Source organism: Pseudomonas sp. NY8896 (assembly GCF_039634505.1).
Genome location: NZ_CP132350.1, coordinates 5,476,920 through 5,495,663, shown reverse-complemented (window position 1 = coordinate 5,495,663; position 18,744 = coordinate 5,476,920). Strand labels below are relative to the sequence as shown.

Sequence of the window (18,744 nt, the reverse complement as noted above, 5' to 3'; positions counted from 1 at the left end):
AGCCCTCCCCCTGGGCCGTCACAGGGCGCCGAAGACCTTCTTGGCCAGGCTGGTAGCCGCCTGCGCCGGGTTCTGGCGAATGCTCTGCTCCTGCTTGCCAATCATCTCGAACAGGCCATCCAGCGCCTTTTCGGTCACGTAGTTCTCAATGCTGGCGCTCTTGGCGTCGACCACGCCCAGTGCCACCGCCTGCCCGGCAAAGTTGTTGTACTGCTGGGCCAGGCCGACCTTGTCGGTCGCCTGCTTGACGATTGGCAGGAACTTGGCGCGGATCTGCTCGCGGCTGCTCTTGTTCAGGTACTGGGTGGCCGAGTCGTCACCACCGCTGAGAATGCCCTTGGCATCGGTCACGCTCATGTTCTTCACGGCATCCACCAAAATCGCCTGGGCCTGCGGCACGGCGGCTTCGGCGGCCTTGTTCATGCTGGCTTCAAGGGCATCGACCTGTTCACCTTTGCCGAACATCTTCATGGCCTTGGCCGCTTTGCCCAGGTTGCCAGGCAATTCGATGCGCACGTCGGGGTTGTTGCTGAAGCCACCTGGGGTGCTCAACTGCTTGACGGCGAGCTGTGCGCCTTGGGTCAGGGTATCTTTCAGGCCGCCAGTGGCGTCTTTCTGGCTCAGGTCGCCCAGCGACAAGGCCAGGGCGCTGGCCGACAGCAGCAGGCCGGCGCACAGGGTAGTGAAGCGCAGGGAAGTGCGGATCATGAAGCTTTCCTTGTAAACGGATGAATACGGGTATCAGCGAATCGGGTCGACTTTGATACGTACCGATTGTGGGTCACTGCCGTCGAGCGCGACACCATGGTGTTCGGTATTGATGAACAGCAGCTTTCCATCCAGCTCGATGCGCGCGCTTACCGCGTAGCGGTGGCCAGGTTTGACCTGGGCCGGGTCGTAGGTGAGGTGGAACGGCAACGGTACGTTGCCTTTGACCGGGCCGGCCTGGCGGGCCAGGGTTACGGCGGGTGCGTCCATCAGCGACACGTCCTGCAGTTCCACGCTCAGGGTGGCGGCAGGTGGCAGGGCGATACGCTGCAGGTAGAAGACTTCACCGTCCAGGCTGGCCTGGTTGGATGGGGTTTGGCTGGAACAGGCTGCGAGCAGGGATGCGCAACACAGCATAAAGAGCTTTTTCATGGTATCTCCGAAGTCCTTGGCGTTGGCTTGTGGCCAACCCCAGGGACTGTAGCGGATTTTCCCGACGGATAAAGCCTCAGATGGTCGAAGATTCCAGCCCGTCGTCACGGTGCAGGGCCACCTGGCGGATCGACAGGCGCAATTCGGCCGACAGCACACGCTTGGCCACGCCCTCGGCCAGCTCGCCGAGCTTGTCGTGATACCCCAGCTTGCCTTGTGTGTCGGTGTGCAGCACGCCTTGCTGCAGCAGGGTCTGGATGAAGTGGCGGAACAGCGTCTTGTCGAAGAATTCCGGGGCGTTCAAGCCATGCAAAATCGACAGGCGCTGGGCCATCATCACGCACAGGTCTTCCAGCGCTTCGGCGCTGAGGCTGTTCTGCCCGCTGTTGATCAGCAGCGAAGTGGCCATGTAGAAGCGCTGCAGGGTCTGGGTGATAGTGCGGGCGAGCAGGGTTAGTAGCACGAACTGCCGCGAGCTTGGCGCCGGGCGTACGTACACGTCGTTCTCCTGGCGTAGCAGGCCTTGCTCGACCAGCGCGGCCAGCCATTGGTCGATGACCTCGTCCAGCTGCTCCGGCGCCCAGCGCAGGAACAGCTCGGCCTGCAGGTAGGGGTAAAGCGCGTGCACATACTGGCCCAGCAGTTCGCGGCTCATGCGCGAGCTGCTGAGGAAGAAGCTGGCCAGCAGCGCCGGCAGGGCGAAGATGTGCAGCACGTTGTTGCGGTAATAGGTCATCAGTACCGCATTGCCTTCATCCAGGAAGAGGATGCGGCCCAGGGCGTCCTTCTGCTCAGCCACCAGGTTCATGCTGCGCACGTGTTCGATCAGCGCCTGGCCGTCGCCATCGGGCAAGGTGGTGTGCGGCGAGTAGGGCACCTGGCGCAGCAGGGCCAGGTACAGGTCGAGCACGCGGGGCAGGGCGCGCTCGTCCAGGGCCAGGCGGCTGGTGGACAGCAAAGCCAGGGCCACCAGGTTGACCGGGTTGATGGCGGCCGCCTCGTTGAGGTGACGGGCCACGGTTTCACCCAGGCGGGTGGTGGTGGCGTTGAGCCAATCCGGGCGGTACTGCGGGCCGTGATCCTGTTCGCGCCAGCCGGGCTGCTGCTGGTCGAGGAAACCGGCCAGGCGGATCGGTTCGCCGAAGTTGACGTAGACCTGGCCAAAGCGCTGCTTGAGTGCACCGAACACCTTGAAGATGTCGAGCACCGATTCTTTCTTCTTGCTGGCGCCGCGCAGTTCGCCCAGGTAGGTGCGGCCTTCGAGCACGCGCTCGTAGCCGATGTACACCGGCACGAACACGATTGGCGTACGTGACGAACGCAGGAAGCTGCGCAGGGTAATGGCCAGCATCCCGGTGCGCGGCTGCAGCATGCGCCCGGTACGCGAGCGGCCGCCTTCGACGAAGTACTCGACCGGGAAGCCCTTGGTGTACAGGGTGTGCAGGTACTCGTTGAACACCGCCGTGTAAAGCGGGTTGCCCTTGAAGGTGCGGCGCATGAAGAACGCGCCACCGCGGCGCAGCAGGTTGCCCACCACTGGCATGTTGAGGTTGATGCCCGCAGCCACGTGCGGCGGGGTGAGGCCGTTGCGGAACAGCAGGTACGACAGCAGCAGGTAATCGATGTGGCTGCGGTGGCACGGCACGTAGATCACTTCGTGGCCGGGGGCTATGCCCTGAACCTGTTCGATGTGGTTGACCTTGATGCCGTCGTAGATCTTGTTCCAGAACCAGCTGAGTACCACTTCGAGAAAGCGTATGACGGTGTAGGTGTAGTCCGAGGCGATTTCGTTGCCGTAGCGCAGTGCCTGGGCTTCGGCCTTGGCAAGCGGCAGGTTTTCTCGCTGGGCCTCGTCGGCGATGGCCTGGCGCACCAGTGGCGCGTGAACCAACCCCTTGACCAGGTTGCGCCGGTGCGAGATGTCCGGGCCGATGACGGCAGTCTTGAGGTTGCGAAAATGCACGCGCATCAGGCGCTGGGCCATGCGCACGGTGCGCGCGTGGCCTTTGTTGTGCTGCACCAGTTCACGCAGGTGGATCGGCGCGGAGAACTGCACCCGAGTCTTGCGCCCCAGAATCAGTACGGTCAGCAGCCGGCGCAGGCGCCCGGTCACCGCCCAGCTGTCGGCGAACAGCAGCTTCCATGGGCTGGATTCGCTGGCCGGGGTCTGCCCCCAGAACACGCTGACTGGAATGATCTGCGCATCTTCTTCGGCATGCTGGCTGACCGCCGCCACCAGGCGCTCAAGCGTAGGCGGGGCACCACTTTTGTCCTGGCGCCCGAGCCAGTCCGGGTCGGGGGTCAGGTAGAAGAACGCGGCCGGCTCTTGCAGTGGGCCGACGGCTACCGGCAGCACCGGGCGCGGCAGCCCCGCCTTGGTGCATTCGTGGTCGAGCACGGCCAGGTCGGTGAGCGACGGCGAGGGCAGGGCATAGAACACTGGCCGGCTGCGGTCGAGGTTGAGGGTCATGGAAGACTGGTTGATGGTCTCGGAGCGCACCCACAGGTACAACAGGCGACGCAGGCCGCCGAAGATCAGGCGGTGCAGGGGGGAACGGGTCATGGGGTGTGTGCCCTGGGTGTGATTTTCAGGTGAGTATCCAGCTATTTAGTCTGCCGTATCGGCGTAAGTTCAGCAAAAATCGGCCAACTGCGGGACCGTCATCAATTTTTTTTGTTCTGTGTCATATACTCGGCCTGCCACTTGCAGGATATTTCAGCAAGCGGCGTTGGCACGGGGCAGGTCGCCTCATGCCTGCAAGGCGATCTTCACAATAAAAAACCGGAGTAGTTCAGATGTCGTCTCGTGAGACTGGGAATGTAAAGTGGTTCAACGATGCCAAGGGTTATGGCTTCATTCAGCGCGAAGGTGGTGCGGATGTATTCGTCCACTATCGGGCGATCCGCGGTGAGGGGCATCGTACCCTGGTCGAAGGGCAGCGGGTGGAATACGCCTGCGTGCAGGGCCAGAAAGGCCTGCAAGCCGAAGACGTAGTGGGCCTCTGAGCCTTTTGCGGTAGGCCTCAAGCTGCAAGTTGACCGTGTAACTTGCAGCCTGAAGCAACCTGTTTCAGCTGGTACGCCAGGTGATTTCCTCTTCACCATCGGCACTGATGCGGACCCAGCGGTCGGCATCTTCTTCCCCGTCTTCCTCGACCCAGCCACCCGGCGCGCAGCGTACTTCCACACCGAGTGCGGCGAATGCGGCGTGGGCGCAGGCCACGTCATCAGCCCACGGCGTCTGGTCGCTTTCCAAGTAAAGGCTGTTCCATTTCCCTACAGCCTTGGGTAACCAGGTGACCGGAATGTTACCGGCCCGACATTTGAAGGTATGGCCTTTCTGCTGCCATTCGCTGCACGGGCCGATTGCCTGGGTGAGCCACTCGGCAATCTGCTTGTGGTCGACGTCGGCGTCCTTCAGGTAGATCTCGATATCAGGTTGGCGCATAAAGGGCTCCGGGTGTGCTCAGTCTTGGCGCACGAAATAGTCATAACGCATGGAAACCGTAACTTCGAACGGCTCGGGCTGGTCGATCACCCGGGCACGTTTTTCGGCGCTGGCGCGCCAGCCGTGCGGGGTCATGGCCAGCAGGTCGGCGCGGGCCTTGGGCGCAGCCAGGCTCAGGCGGAACTCGAGGGTTTCGCTGTGGGCATGGGCCATGCCTTCAGGGATCAAGGCCAGGTGTTTGTCGTCGGCGTAAGGGCGCACTTCATCGTAGAGCACTTCGCGCAGTTCCATCAGGTGGCCGCTGGTCGGTCCGACCCGCATCAGCCCACCGCCAGGGCTGAGCAGGCGCTTGGCCTCGGCCCAGTCCAGCGGGCTGAACACACTGGCGATGAACTGGCAGCTGGCGTCGGCCAGCGGCACACGGGCCATGCTGGCGACCATCCAGGTGACTTCCGGTGCACGGCGGCAGGCACGCTTGACCGCTTCGCGGGAAATGTCCAGTGCATAACCGTCGGCGGCCGGCAGGGCCTGGGCGAGCTGCGCGGTGTAGTAACCCTCGCCGCAGCCAATGTCCAGCCAGGCGCCAGGTTGACGCTCGGCAGCCAGCTCGGCCAGGCGACGGGCGACCGGCGCGTAGTGGCCACCGTCGAGGAAGTCGCGGCGGGCCTCGACCATAGCCTGGTTGTCACCTGGGTCGCGGCTGTTCTTGTGCTGCACCGGCAGCAGGTTCAGGTAACCCTGGCGGGCGCGGTCGAAGCGGTGGCCTGCCGGGCACGCCACACCGTTGTCGACTTGCGCCAGGGGCGCCTGGCAAAGAGGGCAGGCGAGCATCAGGCGAGCAACCGGACCAGGGTCTGGTAGTAGATCTCGGTCAGCAGGTCGAGGTCGCTGGCCAGGATCCGCTCGTCCACCTGGTGAATGGTGGCATTGACCGGGCCCAGTTCGACCACCTGGGTACCCATGGTGGCGATGAAGCGACCATCGGAAGTGCCACCGCTGGTGGACGGCTGAGTGTCGCGCCCGGTGACGCCCTTGATGCTGGACGCTACCGCGTCGAGCAGTTCGCCCGGTTCGGTGAGGAATGGCAGGCCCGACAGTGCCCAGTCGATCGACCAGTCCAGTTCATGCTTGTCGAGAATCGCCGACACCCGCGCCTGCAGGCCTTCGACGGTGGACTCGGTGGAGAAGCGGAAGTTGAACAGCGCGGTCAGCTCGCCCGGGACCACGTTGGTAGCGCCGGTACCGGAATTGAGGTTGGAGATCTGGAAGCTGGTGGGTGGGAAGAATGCGTTGCCTTCATCCCAGTGCTCGGCGGCCAGTTCTGCCAGCGCCGGGGCGGCGAGGTGGATCGGGTTGCGTGCCAGGTGCGGGTAAGCCACATGGCCCTGCTTGCCGCGCACGGTCAGTTTGGCGCCCAGCGAGCCACGGCGGCCGTTTTTCACCACATCACCCAGCAGGGTAGTGCTGGACGGTTCGCCGACAATGCACCAGTCCAGGCGCTCGTTACGCGCTTTCAGGCGCTCGACCACTGCCTTGGTGCCGTGGTGGGCCGGGCCTTCTTCGTCGCTGGTGATCAGGAACGCGACCTTGCCGCGGTGGTTGGGGTAGTCCTGCACGAAGCGCTCGCTGGCGATCACCATGGATGCCAGGCTGCCCTTCATGTCGGCGGCGCCTCGGCCGCAGAGCATGCCGTCGGCGTCGATCAGTGCTTCGAACGGTTCATGCTGCCATTGCTGCACCGGGCCGGTGGGCACTACGTCGGTGTGGCCGGCGAAACACAGAACCGGGCCGTCCTGGCTGCCGTGGGTGGCCCAGAAGTTGTCGACGTCTTCAATGCGCATTGGTTCCAGCTCGAAGCCCACGGCGCCCAGGCGGTTCATCATCTGCGCCTGGCAGTCGGCGTCGACGGGGGTGACCGAGGGACGGCGGATCAGGTCGCAGGCCAGTTGAAGGGTAGGCGAGAGCTCGGCAGGCGCCGTCATGGTAAATCTCCGAAAGCAGGGCAAGGCAGGCAAGGAGCGGTAGTTTAAAGCAAAACCTATGTGTGAAGCGTGTGGTGTCGATTGATCGCAACAGAACGCTTGCCTTGAGGGGAGGTATTTCACGCTGAATACGCAGTGCGGGTGGGGGTAGGTTGCATCGGCCCCTAGAGGGTCAACCAACTCGTATCGAAAGGTAGAAGAGCGCTATGAATATCAAGCAGTGGATTGCCATGGGTATGGCACTGGGATGCAGTACAGCCGTGTTCGCCAATACTACAGATGTCATCGTCAGCGGAGTGATCAAGCCAAGTGCATGCACGCCGTCGCTCAGCGGAGGCGGAACGTTCGACTTTGGTGTCATCACGGCTGCCGAGCTCAGAGAGGATCGCGTGACCCGGTTCAAATCGCAGCCCCAGCAGCTTGCCGTGAACTGTGGTGCGCCAACTCGGTTCGCCTTGCGGGGCGTTGATGGTCGGGCAGACAGCAATATGTTGCCTTCCAACGTTACGTTCGGCCTGGGTACCAATGATCTCGATCAGCGTATTGGGGCTTATTTCCTGCAAGGGATTGGAAGCTCTGTTGTCGTCGACGGGAACAGTTCAGTGACTCGTCTGATTACGGCCGACAGCGGCAAATCCTGGGCGCCGGACAGCAACTCAATTAATTTCAGCCTGTACAACGGTAAGGAGGGCCACTTTCACGGCTTTGCGGTAGACGCGCAGATACCTACTGCCATCAAGCAGTTGACCGCTGACCTGCAGGTCGACATGAGCATCTCCGCGCTCAAGAACCTGACGGTCACCGACGACATCACCATCGATGGTGCTTCGACCATCGAGGTGTCCTACCTCTAAGGGCGCACCGAGCGCGCGCTTGTCGCTACGATGGCAAGCGCGGGCTCGGTCCCTTCCCTCGCTCGCTGCCTTTCGGGCAGCGAGCCTGTCTTGTATCGAGTCGAGCATGAGCAAATTGAAGCAATTGCTGTTGAGTGCTGGCTGCATGCTGCTGTCGATCAGCGGCGCCCAGGCCGCCGGCATGGTCCCGGAAACTTCCGTGGTGATCGTCAATGAAGCCGAAGGCGAGGCAACGATCACGGTGCGAAATGATGATCCAGCCCCAGCGCTGTTACTGGTAACCCTGCAGAACCTGCCGGAGGATGAGGAGCCCCTGTTGTTCCTCACCCAGCCCGCCTGGCGTGTCGAGGCCGGCGAGCAGCAGCAGGTGAGGTTCATGCTGCGTGCAACCGCGCCTCTGCACACCCAGCGGTTGAAGCGGGTTGTATTCGAAGGCGTGCCACAGCAGGAAGTGGCCGGTAAGCGTATTGCCAGGGTGGGGGTCAGTGTAAGGCAGAACCTGCCGGTCATCATTCACCCCAAGGGCCTGGCCCCCAACCGCTCGCCCTGGGAGGGCTTGCAGTGGCGCTACGGCACGCAAGGTTTACAGGTTGATAACCCGACGCCCTATGTGGTTAGGCTGGCGCAGGAAGTGAGGTTGATGCCTGCGAATGCGCAAGGCTACTTGCCACGCGCCTACATTTTGCCTGGCGAGTCGCTTGAGGTTCGCCTGGAATCGCCAGCCCCACAGGCCCCGCAAAGTGTCAGGCTGTTCCCGGCCACAGTGTACGGCTTTGCCGTCGATGAATTTGAAGCGCCGTTACTCAGGGGCGGCAATTGAATGGGCGGGCCAAGAGCAGCCGAACAGCGAACTGGCAATGTCTGATGGCGCTCCCTTGGGCCTTTCTATTTCTTGAGTGCAGAGCCAGCGATGGCCTGACATTCGATCTCGAACTCCTGCGTCAACGGGGTTTGAGTGAGGAGCTTGCGGCCTACTTTCGTGACATGCCGCGCTTCACCCCAGGCAATCACATCGTGAGCCTGACTATAAACGGCTCACGATCAGGAACGGTACAGGCACGCTTTCTGAACGACGGCAGCTTGTGCATTGACACTGGCCTGCTCGAGGCGGGTGGGATTCGGTTGCCGACGGCTGCGGCGAGCGAAAGCCAGGGCTCCTGCATCGACTTGCTGTCAAGCTACCCACAGAGTCAGATACAGGCAGACCCTCAGTCCGCCAGTGTGACCATGGTGGTGCCTGCGCAAGCCCTGCGCCCGGCCGCCGCAGGTGATGACCTTTCGGCTTATGACTCAGGTGGGTTCGCTGCAATGTTCAACTACGACGTGTCGATGCTCGATACGCGTTTCAAGGACGGCAGCAGCAGATCCTGGACTGCCCTTACCGAGCCGGGTTTGAACCTGGGGGACTGGATCGTGCGCAGCCGTCAGATTGCCAGTCTGGGGCAACAGGCAAGTCGGCTCAACGCACTGGAAGCCTACGCCCAGCGAACGTTCGCCGATCAGGCGACTGTCCTGCAGGTCGGTCAGATCCAGATGGGTAACCCCGTGCTGAGCGGCGTTTCGGTTGACGGTTTTCAGCTGTTTTCCGAGCAGGCGTTGGGCCATCTACAACAACGTCGCGTGGTTCAAGGCATCGCCAAGTCCCAAGCGAGGGTGGAGATCTACCAGCGCAACCGCCTGGTGTATGCCACCGTCGTGCCGCCAGGCCCGTTTTCCATTGATAGCCCTGCGCCAGTCGATGCCTTTGCTGAACTGGAAATGGTTATCCATGAAGCGGACGGTGAGGAGCGTCGCCTGACCTTGCCTGCCTCGCCGATGGCGGCGGGGTTGTCAGGAGGATACCAGTTCGGCATTGGTCAACTTCGCCACAGTCGCGCCGCGTCACCTTGGGTGCTTAGCGCCGGGTGGAGCGGGAGTGTGCTTGATGGCTTGGAAGTGGGGGGAGGGCTAATTGCGACCGACAGCTATCAGGCTACCGGGTTCGCGCTCGGTGCTCAGCCGTGGACGCAGGCTCAGATGCAATGGTCGCTGGGCTACTCGCAGCCGTTGCATCAGGAGAGGGGGATGCAAAGCCAGATGACCCTGAACCAGCAGTTTGCCGGCGGATGGGGAGCGGGCTTGACCTATGGGCTGCAGAGCCAAAGTTATCAGGACCTCCAGCAGGCGCTTGAGCCGTCAGGTCGCTTGGAGGGCTTGCGCGATTTTTTCAGCGTCGGCCTGTCATGGCAGGGCACTGGGCTGGGCAACTTCAGTGTCGGGGGCGGCCAATCGCGCACGCGTAATGGCCAGACCAGCAGCCAGGCAAACCTGCGCTGGGGAGCGACGTTGGGGCAGGTGTCATTGAATGCTGGTGTGGAATGGAGCCTCAGAGGAGCAGATGATCGAGGGCGTCTTCTTTACATGAGCGCTAGCGTGCCATTGGGCACCAATCGTCGTCTTGGTGCCTCGACCCGAGCTTCAGGTGACCACTACCGTTCTTCATTCAACCTGCGAGAACAGGTCAGCGATACGTTAGGTTATCGCCTGAGTGGCAGTCACGATAGCCATGATCCGGCGCTGCTACCCAGTGTGGGGGTTTCCTGGCTGGCCCCCTTCAGCCAGGTGCAGCTGGATTACTCAAAGACTGGCGATTCTGCACGAACCCTGGCAGCCAACCTGCGCGGTGGGGCCCTTGGGCATGCACAGGGCATCACGCTAGCACCTTATTCCATTCAGGATACTTTCGCGCTCATCGAAGTGGGTGATCTTCACGGGGTGAAGGTCGATACGCCCAGCGGCCCCGTATGGACCGATCGCCAAGGCCGAGCCATTGCCTCACGGATTACCCCCTACGCAGACAATCGAGTGCAGGTGCAGCCCCGAAGCCTGCCGCGCAGTGTCGATCTGGCCAACAGCCTTGGCATCGTACGGGCAGGTCGAGGCGCGGTTTCCCAATTGAGTTTCATCGTCGAGCGGACCAGGCGCGTGCTGTTGCAGACTTTGCAGGGCGACGGGCCGCCCTTGGCGGACAGTTCCATGGTAGTGGATGCCAACGGAAGCTTCGTGACCATGGTGCAGGCCGGAGGCTTGATATTCCTGCATGACTTCCAAGAGGAAGAGCGCTACCACGTGACCTCGCCAGACGGCTCTGGTTGTGCCCTTGAGTTCACCCTCAGCGACAGCCCGGACCCGGAGCAATATTATGAAACGACCACCGCACGCTGCCATGCGATCTGAATGCGTGTGCAGACAGCTGTGCCTGGCCTTGCTGTTGATGGGCATGAGCTGTGCTGCGGCCGCACAGGGTTGTCAGATTACGCTCGGCCAGCCCCAGATCGATTACGGCAAGGTCAACAAGACCCAGTTGCAGAAACAAGGCAATCGCTACCTACTGGGAGAGCGGCACCTGCAGATGACAGTCCAGTGTTCCAGAGATACCGATATGGTCCTCAGCTATCTGGCTGATGGCATCAATGGCGATGTTTTCGGTTTTGCTGAGCGAGGGCAGTATTCACTGCTGCTTTCTGATGCGCGGCTCGATGGCCGTCCGGTGGCCTTGGGAGCAGCAAGCGCGCGCAGCCCCTGGCAGATGAAGGGCGACAAGGTTCACTGGTTGCCAGCAATGCAGCTCGCGCCACTAGAGGCCAATGTACCCCTTCAAGGCACAACCTTCACGGCTCGCCTGACCGTTGATGCATGGCTCGACGCAACGTCGGATCTGTCGAGCACGGCCGAGCTGCAGGCAAGTGGCATGATGGCTGTCGACGATGCTGCCGTGAGCCTGGCACTGCAAGCCAATGTTGTACCCGCAGCGTGTAAATTGCATCTGGGCAATGACGGCCTCGTGGATTTTGGCGTGATCGCGACCGGGGAGTTGTCTGCCAGTAAAACCAGTACCTTGCGACGGTCTTTGTCCGCCGCGGTGACTTGTGACAGCCCCACTCGGTTTGCCCTTCGCGCGATTGACAACCGCCAGTCAGGAACGTTCGCCCATGTGCAAGGCCTTGCACGTTCTGTCTTGTTTGGCGCGGGTAAAAAGGCCAGCGACAGCCTGGCGTGGTCGTTGCGGTTCGACGGTGCGGTGGTAGGCGATGGGCTTGCATTGCAACCCCTGTATTCCTCTCAAGGTGGTGCTGGCTGGGAGCCAACCCCACGAACAGCGTTCCTTCACACCGACAATCGCCTGCACGGGTTCGCGGCCAGCGAACGCACTGCTGCCGGGCCTACCTTGATCAGGCAGCTCGACGCTATGCTGATGGTCGAGCTGTATGTTGCGCCTATGCGCCAGCTCGACCTGCGTGACGAGACGCTCATCGATGGGGCGGCCACGCTGGAGCTCATCTATCTGTGAGGATGAGCTGCAGGTGGCCGGCAGTCCAGGTCAAGTGTGCGCGGGATGTACCTGGGGTGCAGGCTTGGGCAGCGATGACAGGAACGCCATCACCAGCGCCGCCAGATAAGGCAACGACTGTACCAGCAGCATCGCCACCCAGAAGCGCATGTCCGAGCTCGGCAGCCCCTGCACCAGGTAGATGCCTAGCGCCGCCCCCCACAGCAGCAACATGATGAACAGCTCTTCACGCGCTTCGGAAATCGCCACCAGCAACCCGTGGCTGTCGGCATTCTTTGGCGTGCGGAAGAACGGCATGCTGCTGGTGAAGAACCCGTACAGCACCGCCTTGGCGATGGTATGTGACAGCGCCAGCCCCGCCAGCGCCGCCGCAAAGGCATCCTTCAGGTTCACCCCCACCGCACGGCGGTAGAGGAAGATGATTTTGCCGACCTTGAAGAAGAACAGCGCCAGTGGCGGGATGGCGAAGATCATCAGTGGCGGGTCGACCCGGTGCGGCACGATGATCATCGCCGCCGACCACAGCAACGCACCGACGGTGAAGAAGATGTTCATGCCATCGGCGATCCATGGCAGCCAGCCGGCCAGGAAGTGATAGCGTTGGCCACGGGTCAGCTCACTGCCCTTGCCGCGCAGCAGGGCGCCGGCGTGGTGCTTGATGATCTGGATGGCGCCGTAGGCCCAGCGGAAGCGCTGCTTCTTGAAGTCGATGAAGGTGTCGGGCATCAGGCCTTTGCCGTAGCTGTTGTGGGCATAGGCGGCCGACAGGCCCTTCTCGAATACCCGCAGGCCCAGTTCGGCGTCCTCGCAGATGCACCACTCGGCCCAGCCCAGCTCTTGCAGCACGCTGCGCCGGGTCATGGTCATGGTGCCGTGCTGGATGATCGCATCACGGTCGTTGCGGGTGACCATGCCAATGTGGAAGAAGCCCTTGTATTCGCTGTAGCACAACTTCTTGAAGGCGCTTTCGTGCTGGTCGCGGTAGTCCTGCGGCGACTGCACCACGGCAATTTTCGGGTCGGCGAAGTGCGGCACCATGTGCTTGAGCCAGTTGCGGTCGACGCAGTAGTCCGAGTCGATGACCGCGATCACTTCGGCGTCCTTGGCCGTGTGCGGGATCAAGTAGTTCAGCGCGCCACCCTTGAAACCGGCCAGGGGCGCGACGTGGAAGAACTTGAAGCGCTCGCCGAGCTTCTCGCAGTGGGCCTTGAGCGGCTCCCACACGGCTGGGTCCTTGGTGTTGTTGTCGATCACCAGCACTTCGTAATCGGGGTAGTCCAGGGCAGCCAGGGCGTCGAGGGTTTGTTTCACCATTTCTGGCGGTTCGTTGTAGCACGGCACATGCACCGACACCTTGGGCCGGTAGGCACTGTCGGCCTGCACCGGCAGGAACTCGCGGCGGCGCTTGTGTATCCAGACGGCCTCGGCCAGTTCGTGGGCTTCGGTGAGCAGCACGATGAACACGCCCAGCGCACCGAGGGCCAGCAGCACGCCCACGGTCAGGCTGAACCAGGTGCTGTACTGCTGGCTGTAGTCGTAGGCGATCCACACCAGCACCGACCCGCACAGGAAGGTGATGAACGTGAGGAAGGTCCGGCCACGCTGGCGCAGGGCCGAGCCGTCGATGAACAGCACCATCAGGGCGATCATCGCCAGCACCACCGAGGCCACCGCCAGAGCACGCCACTGCGGGATCGCCACCACCGGGCCGTCGAAGTTGAACTTCTGCTGGCGCTCGGCGTTGTACACGCCCCAGTAGGCGCCTACCGAGCCTTCGTCGCTGGCTTTCCACGGCTGGTCGTAGGCTTCGATGACAAAGTAGTTGTAGCCACGGCGGTTGAGGGTGTTGACCAGGGTGCGCAGGTAGATGGCCTGGTCGGCCTGGGTGGCATCGGCACCCCCGCGCATGCGGCCGTTGCTTGGCCAGCCGACTTCCGACAGCAGCAGGGGTTTGCGCGGGAACTGGTGCTTCAGCTCACGGGCGCGGTCGAGGACGAACTCGACCGAGTCCTTCATCGGCACGAACTCCCAATAGGGCAGGATATGCGCGGCAATCAGGTCGACGTGCTTGGCCAGTTCTGGGTGTTCCTTCCAGATGTGCCATTGCTCACTGGTGGTCACCGGCACTTTTACGGCCGCACGTACCCGATCCAGGTATTTGATCAGGTTTTCCGGGGTGACTTCTTCGCGGAATAGCGCCTCGTTACCGACCACTACCCGCACCACACTGCGCGAGGTGTTGGCCAGCTCGATGGCGGTGGCGATTTCGCGTTCGTTGCGTTCCAGGTCCGGGCTGATCCAGATGCCCAGCGTCACCCGCAGGCCGAACTCCTCGGCCAGGCGCGGGATGTCGGCCTGGGTGCCTTCCACGGTGTAGATACGGATGCTGTCGGTCAGTTTGCTCAACTGCTCCAGGTCCTGGCGCATCTCGTCGTCAGTAGGGTACTGGCCCTTCTGCGGGCTTTCACCCAGGCGGAATGGCGAATACGAAAAGCCAGAGATCTGCTCTGGCCAGGCGGGGGCGGAAACCGGGCGGTTGATCAGTGCCCAGAACCCGGTGAACAGCGCGGCGATGGCCAGCACCACAACCAGGTTCAGGCCGAATTTACGTGAAGACATTGTCGTCCATTTGTGTCGAAGTGATAGGACATTAAAGCAGGGTTGGTAGTCTCTTTCCTAACGATGCAGGCGATGGGCCCGCTGGCATATAATGCGCGCCGGTTTTTTGGGGTATGAACATGAGCACAGAAGATCCACGCTTCGCCGGCGTTGCCCGGCTGTACGGCGACCAGGGGCTGCAACGCCTGGGCCAGGCCCATGTGGCGGTGGTCGGTATTGGCGGAGTGGGCTCCTGGGTGGCCGAAGCGTTGGCCCGCAGTGGCGTGGGCGAAATCACCCTGTTCGACCTGGACGATGTCTGCGTCAGCAACACCAACCGCCAGGCCCATGCCCTGGAAGGCCAGGTGGGGCGGCCCAAGGTTGAGGTCATGGCCGAACGCCTGCGAGCGATCAACCCGGCGTGCAAGGTGCATGCGGTGGCTGACTTCGTCACCCGCGAGACCATGGTCGAGTACATCCATGAGCAGCTGGATTGCGTGATCGACTGCATCGACAGCGTGATGGCCAAGGCGGCGCTGATCGCCTGGTGCCGGCGGCGCAAGATCGCGATTGTCACCACCGGTGGTGCGGGTGGGCAAATCGACCCGACGCAGATCCAGATCGCCGACCTGAACAAGACCTTCAACGACCCGCTCGCTTCGCGGGTGCGCTCAACCCTGCGCCGCGACTACAACTTCTCGCGCAATGTCAGCCGCAACTATGGCGTACCGTGCGTGTTCTCCAGCGAACAGCTGCGTTACCCCAAGGGCGATGGCAGCGTTTGCCTGCAGAAAAGCTTCGTGGGTGAGGGCGTAAGGCTGGACTGCGCGGGTGGCTTTGGCGCGGTGATGATGGTGACCGCGACCTTTGGCATGGTGGCAGCCAGCAAGGCGATCGAGAAGCTGGTGGCCGGTGCGCGGCGCCCTTCGGAGCGTATCAAACCTGAGTAACCATTCTCAGGCCTACTCGGTCTTTGTAGGAGCGGCCTTGTGTCGCGAAAGGGCCGCAAAGCGGCCCCAGCAATTTTGGCGGCGAAGCTGAAAATGTGGGGGCCGCTGCGCGCCCCATCGCGACACAAGGCCGCTCCTACAGGGAGCAGCGTTGCCCTGGATTTAGCGGTTGGACGCCAACTCCGCCATCCGCTGCAGCACCGCATGCAGCCCATTGCTGCGCGACGGCGACAGTTGGCGCTCAAGCCCCAGCTGTGTAAACCACGCGCGCAGATCGAGCATGGCCAACTCGTCACTGGCCAACCCCTGCACCCTCACCAGCATCAACGCCAGCAGCCCGCGCAACAGGCGTGCATCGCTACTGGCCTTGAACCGCCACAAGCCGTCGACCTGCTCGGCCACCAGCCAGACCAGGCTTTCGCAGCCATGCACCCGGTTGGCTTCGGTCTTTTCAGTCTCGGCCAGCGGTTCCAGTCGCTCGCCCCATTGCATCAGCAGCCGCGCGCGCTGCTCCCAGCCCTTGCCCTGTTCAAAAGCGTCCAGCGCCTGGCGTGCCTGCTCCGGCATGTTCATCGCAGCAGCTCCAGGCCCTGATCCAGCGCCGTGAAAAAGCGCTGCAAGTCATCGCTGTCGTTGTACAAGCCCAGCGACACCCGAATTGCGCCTTCCAGGCCCAAGCCTTTCAGCAGCGGCATGGCACAGTGGTGACCGGCGCGCACGGCAATGCCTTGCTCGGTGAGCAAGTGGGCAATATCGGCATTGTGCACGCCCTCGATGACGAAGCTGGCCAGGGCCGCCTGTGGCGTACCGAGTATGCGCACGCCTTCGCGGTCAGCCAGGCCGCGCAGCAGGTGCTGGTGCAGGCTGGTTTCGTGGGCCGCGACCGCTTGGGCATCGAGGCTGGCCAGGTAGCCCAGGGTTGCGCCAAGGCCGATCACCCCGGCTATGGGCGGCGTACCTGCCTCGAACCCCAGCGGTGCCGGGCGGAAGCTGGCGCTGTGGTACTCGGCAAGTTGCACCATCTCGCCACCGAACTGCCAGTGGCGCAGCAGCCCCAGCGCTTGGCTGTGGCCATAAAGCACGCCGACGCCGTCCGGGCCGTACAGCTTGTGGCTGGAAAACACATAGAAGTCGCACCCCAGTTGCTGCACGTCATGGCGGCCGTGCACCACGCCCTGGGCACCATCGACCACGGTCAGCGCGCCTTGGGCGCGGGCATGGGCCAACAGCGCCGGTAGCGGTTGCCAGGTACCCAGTACGTTGGACAGCTGGCTGACTGCCAGCACGCGGGTGCGCGGGCCGATCAGTTGCAGTGCCTGGTTCAGGTCGATGCAACCATGAGCGTCCAGCGGCAGTACCACCAGGCGCAGGTTGCGCCGGTGCGCCAGCTGTTGCCAGGGCAGCAGGTTGGCATGGTGCTCCAGGGCACTGACGGCAATTTCGTCCCCGGCTTCGAGGCGGTGTTCCAGGCCGTATGCCAGCAGGTTCAGTGCCGAGGTGGCGCCGTGGGTGAACACCACTTGCCGTGAGTCTGCGGCATTGAGCCAGGCGGCGACCTTGTCGCGGCTGGTTTCGAAGGCCTGGGTCGCCAGCGCACCGGGCAAGTGCTGGGCACGGTGCACGTTGGCTGCGCCATGGCCGTAGTAATGGCTCAGGGCATCGAGCAGGGCTTGCGGCTTCTGGCTGGTGGCGGCGCTGTCCAGGTAGGTCTGGTGCTGCCGTTGCAGGGCGGCGATGGCGGGAAAGTCGGCACGCCAGGGGGAGGGCTGGAACATGTTCGCGGGGCCTGGAATGAAAATCGGGTCTGGCGCGTTGGCGCCAGACCCGATCTTAACACTTCAAACCCGACAAGGTTCTCAGTTGTGGGCGTGCAGTGCTTCGTTCAGCTCGATGGCCGACTTGTGAGTCTTGCACTCTACGGCGCCGTTCAGCGAGTTGCGGCGGAACAGCAGGTCGGTCTGGCCAGCCAGGTCGCGGGCCTTGACCACTTTCACCAACTCGTTGTTCTCGTCCAGCAGGTTCACCTTGGTGCCGGCGGTGATGTACAGGCCGGCTTCGACGGTGTTGCGGTCGCCCAGCGGAATGCCGATACCGGCGTTGGCGCCGATCAGGCAGCCTTCGCCGACCTTGATGACGATGTTGCCGCCACCGGACAGGGTGCCCATGGTCGAGCAACCGCCGCCCAGGTCCGAACCTTTGCCGACGAATACGCCAGCGGACACGCGGCCTTCGATCATGCCTGGGCCTTCGGTGCCCGCGTTAAAGTTGACGAAGCCTTCGTGCATGATGGTGGTGCCTTCGCCGATGTAGGCGCCCAGGCGCACACGGGCGGTGTCGGCGATACGCACGCCGGCCGGGACCACGTAGTCGGTCATTTTCGGGAACTTGTCCACCGAGAACACTTCCAGCAGCTCGCCCTTAAGGCGCGCTTCCAGTTGCAGCTCGGCCAGTTCGGCCAGATCGACCGCGCCCTGGTTGGTCCAGGCCACGTTCGGCAGCAGCGGGAAGATACCGGCCAGGCTGACGCCGTGTGGCTTGACCAGGCGGTGCGACAGCAGGTGCAGCTTGAGGTAGGCCTCTGGGGTGGAGGTCAGGGCAGCGTCTTCGGCCAGCAGGGTGGCGACCAGCGGCTTGTGGCTCTCGGCCAGGCGGGTCAGCAGGGCGGCCTGGGCAGCATCAACGCCTTTCAGGGCTTCGGCCAGTTGGGCGGCCTGGCCGTTGCTGAAGGCGATGGCCTGGTTGCCACCTTCGTAACCGAGAACAGGGGCTACCGCAGCAACCAGTTCGGCGCTCGGGTTAAGCAAAGGTTGTGCGTAGAACACTTCCAGCCAGGCGCCCTGGCGGTTCTGGGAGCCGACACCGAAGGCCAGGCTGAACAGGGTATTGGACATGTGATTACCTCGTGCGAAATAGGGTAGGGGCTCAGGCCAGGGCAGCGGCGTACAGGTCGGGCTTGAAGCCGACCAGGGTACGCGCGCCAAGGTCCAGCACCGGGCGTTTGATCATCGACGGCTGGGCCAGCATCAGCTCGACGGCCTTGGCCTGGTCGAGGTCTGCCTTGCTGGCGTCGTCCAGCTTGCGGAATGTGGTGCCGGCACGGTTGAGGATGACTTCCCAGCCGTGTTCGTCGCACCAGCGGTTCAGGCTGTCACGGTCGATGCCTTGGGTCTTGTAATCGTGGAATTCGTAGGCGATGGCCTTGTCTTCGAGCCAGGTACGCGCCTTTTTCATGGTGTCACAGGCTTTTATGCCGTAGAGCGTGTAGGTCATTGTGTACATTGGGGGTGCAGGTTGCCCCAATCTCTCCGTTTTTCGATGTCAGTCGCGGGATTATGCGGGAACCAAACTGTGAGCGCCACGGGTGTGCTCGCCTTGAGTCTTGCAGTGGGTCGGCGATTGGGTGCCGGCCGTGCGGCGCTCGATCTCACAGACGAAGAAGTAT

The 18,744-nt window shown here is 62.7% G+C and carries 17 protein-coding genes; 6 read left to right on the top strand and 11 right to left on the bottom strand.

Translation table 11 applies throughout. The features are described from left to right. Positions 1-18: 18 nt before the first annotated feature. The 3 genes from Q9451_RS24765 to plsB form a co-directional block, all read right to left on the bottom strand. Entirely contained in the window at positions 19-708 is a 690-nt protein-coding gene (locus Q9451_RS24765) for a DUF4197 domain-containing protein (protein WP_012270813.1), read from the bottom strand. A 33-nt stretch (positions 709-741) separates the two neighbouring features. Then, positions 742-1,140 (bottom strand): YbaY family lipoprotein, encoded by a 399-nt coding sequence (locus Q9451_RS24760; RefSeq protein ID WP_012270814.1) that lies wholly within the window; start codon positions 1,138-1,140, stop codon positions 742-744. A 76-nt stretch (positions 1,141-1,216) separates the two neighbouring features. Continuing rightward, positions 1,217-3,703: a glycerol-3-phosphate 1-O-acyltransferase PlsB gene (gene plsB / locus Q9451_RS24755; protein WP_345960800.1), complete on the bottom strand. Its 2,487-nt coding sequence runs from the start codon at positions 3,701-3,703 to the stop codon at positions 1,217-1,219. Between the two features lie 233 nt (positions 3,704-3,936). On the opposite strand from plsB, the gene Q9451_RS24750 reads away from it, so the two are divergent. Then, complete coding sequence (locus tag Q9451_RS24750; protein ID WP_003252255.1) at positions 3,937-4,146, top strand: cold-shock protein; 210 nt, start codon at positions 3,937-3,939, stop codon at positions 4,144-4,146. Positions 4,147-4,210: 64 nt separating this feature from the next. Here Q9451_RS24750 and Q9451_RS24745 read toward each other — a convergent pair whose 3' ends face one another. From Q9451_RS24745 to dapE, 3 genes are read right to left on the bottom strand one after another with little or no spacing between them, the layout of a single operon-like run. Then, complete coding sequence (locus tag Q9451_RS24745) at positions 4,211-4,588, bottom strand: hypothetical protein (RefSeq protein ID WP_012270816.1); 378 nt, start codon at positions 4,586-4,588, stop codon at positions 4,211-4,213. Between the two features lie 18 nt (positions 4,589-4,606). Continuing rightward, positions 4,607-5,419: a putative RNA methyltransferase gene (locus Q9451_RS24740; RefSeq protein ID WP_012270817.1), complete on the bottom strand. Its 813-nt coding sequence runs from the start codon at positions 5,417-5,419 to the stop codon at positions 4,607-4,609. After that, a complete protein-coding gene (gene dapE, locus Q9451_RS24735; RefSeq protein WP_012270818.1) occupies positions 5,419-6,570 on the bottom strand; it encodes a succinyl-diaminopimelate desuccinylase in 1,152 nt (383 codons plus the stop codon). The genes Q9451_RS24740 and dapE overlap by 1 nt, the downstream gene beginning before the upstream one ends. Before the next feature lie 206 nt (positions 6,571-6,776). Here dapE and Q9451_RS24730 point away from each other — a divergent pair, with 206 nt between their 5' ends. The 4 genes from Q9451_RS24730 (at position 6,777) to Q9451_RS24715 (ending at position 11,754) form a co-directional block, all read left to right on the top strand. Further along, positions 6,777-7,424 (top strand): DUF1120 domain-containing protein, encoded by a 648-nt coding sequence (locus Q9451_RS24730; protein ID WP_012270819.1) that lies wholly within the window; start codon positions 6,777-6,779, stop codon positions 7,422-7,424. A 145-nt stretch (positions 7,425-7,569) separates the two neighbouring features. Beyond that, on the top strand, positions 7,570-8,244 hold the full coding sequence (locus Q9451_RS24725; RefSeq protein ID WP_231118579.1) for a fimbria/pilus chaperone family protein: 675 nt from the start codon (positions 7,570-7,572) through the stop codon (positions 8,242-8,244). 44 nt (positions 8,245-8,288) lie between these two features. Beyond that, positions 8,289-10,640, top strand: a complete 2,352-nt coding sequence (locus Q9451_RS24720) for a fimbria/pilus outer membrane usher protein (RefSeq protein ID WP_012270821.1) — start codon at positions 8,289-8,291, stop codon at positions 10,638-10,640. Continuing rightward, a complete protein-coding gene (locus Q9451_RS24715) occupies positions 10,606-11,754 on the top strand; it encodes a DUF1120 domain-containing protein (protein ID WP_012270822.1) in 1,149 nt (382 codons plus the stop codon). Before Q9451_RS24720 ends, Q9451_RS24715 begins: the two co-directional genes overlap by 35 nt. 30 nt (positions 11,755-11,784) lie before the next feature. Here the strand turns inward: Q9451_RS24715 and Q9451_RS24710 are convergent, their stop codons facing one another. Next, positions 11,785-14,373: a glycosyltransferase gene (locus tag Q9451_RS24710; protein ID WP_012270823.1), complete on the bottom strand. Its 2,589-nt coding sequence runs from the start codon at positions 14,371-14,373 to the stop codon at positions 11,785-11,787. Positions 14,374-14,492: 119 nt separating this feature from the next. On the opposite strand from Q9451_RS24710, the gene tcdA reads away from it, so the two are divergent. Further along, on the top strand, positions 14,493-15,302 hold the full coding sequence (tcdA, locus tag Q9451_RS24705; RefSeq protein ID WP_012270824.1) for a tRNA cyclic N6-threonylcarbamoyladenosine(37) synthase TcdA: 810 nt from the start codon (positions 14,493-14,495) through the stop codon (positions 15,300-15,302). Positions 15,303-15,464: 162 nt separating this feature from the next. Here tcdA and Q9451_RS24700 read toward each other — a convergent pair whose 3' ends face one another. From Q9451_RS24700 to Q9451_RS24685, 4 genes are all read right to left on the bottom strand, one after another. Then, positions 15,465-15,875, bottom strand: coding sequence for a SufE family protein (locus tag Q9451_RS24700; protein ID WP_012270825.1), 411 nt, complete (start codon positions 15,873-15,875; stop codon positions 15,465-15,467). Continuing rightward, complete coding sequence (locus tag Q9451_RS24695) at positions 15,872-17,077, bottom strand: cysteine desulfurase (protein ID WP_012270826.1); 1,206 nt, start codon at positions 17,075-17,077, stop codon at positions 15,872-15,874. Before Q9451_RS24695 ends, Q9451_RS24700 begins: the two co-directional genes overlap by 4 nt. 81 nt (positions 17,078-17,158) lie before the next feature. Continuing rightward, the gene (gene dapD, locus Q9451_RS24690; protein WP_012270827.1) at positions 17,159-18,193 is read right to left on the bottom strand and encodes a 2,3,4,5-tetrahydropyridine-2,6-dicarboxylate N-succinyltransferase; all 1,035 of its coding nucleotides are present in this window, start codon (positions 18,191-18,193) and stop codon (positions 17,159-17,161) included. 31 nt (positions 18,194-18,224) lie between these two features. Continuing rightward, complete coding sequence (locus tag Q9451_RS24685) at positions 18,225-18,572, bottom strand: ArsC family reductase (RefSeq protein ID WP_003252272.1); 348 nt, start codon at positions 18,570-18,572, stop codon at positions 18,225-18,227. Positions 18,573-18,744: the final 172 nt, after the last annotated feature.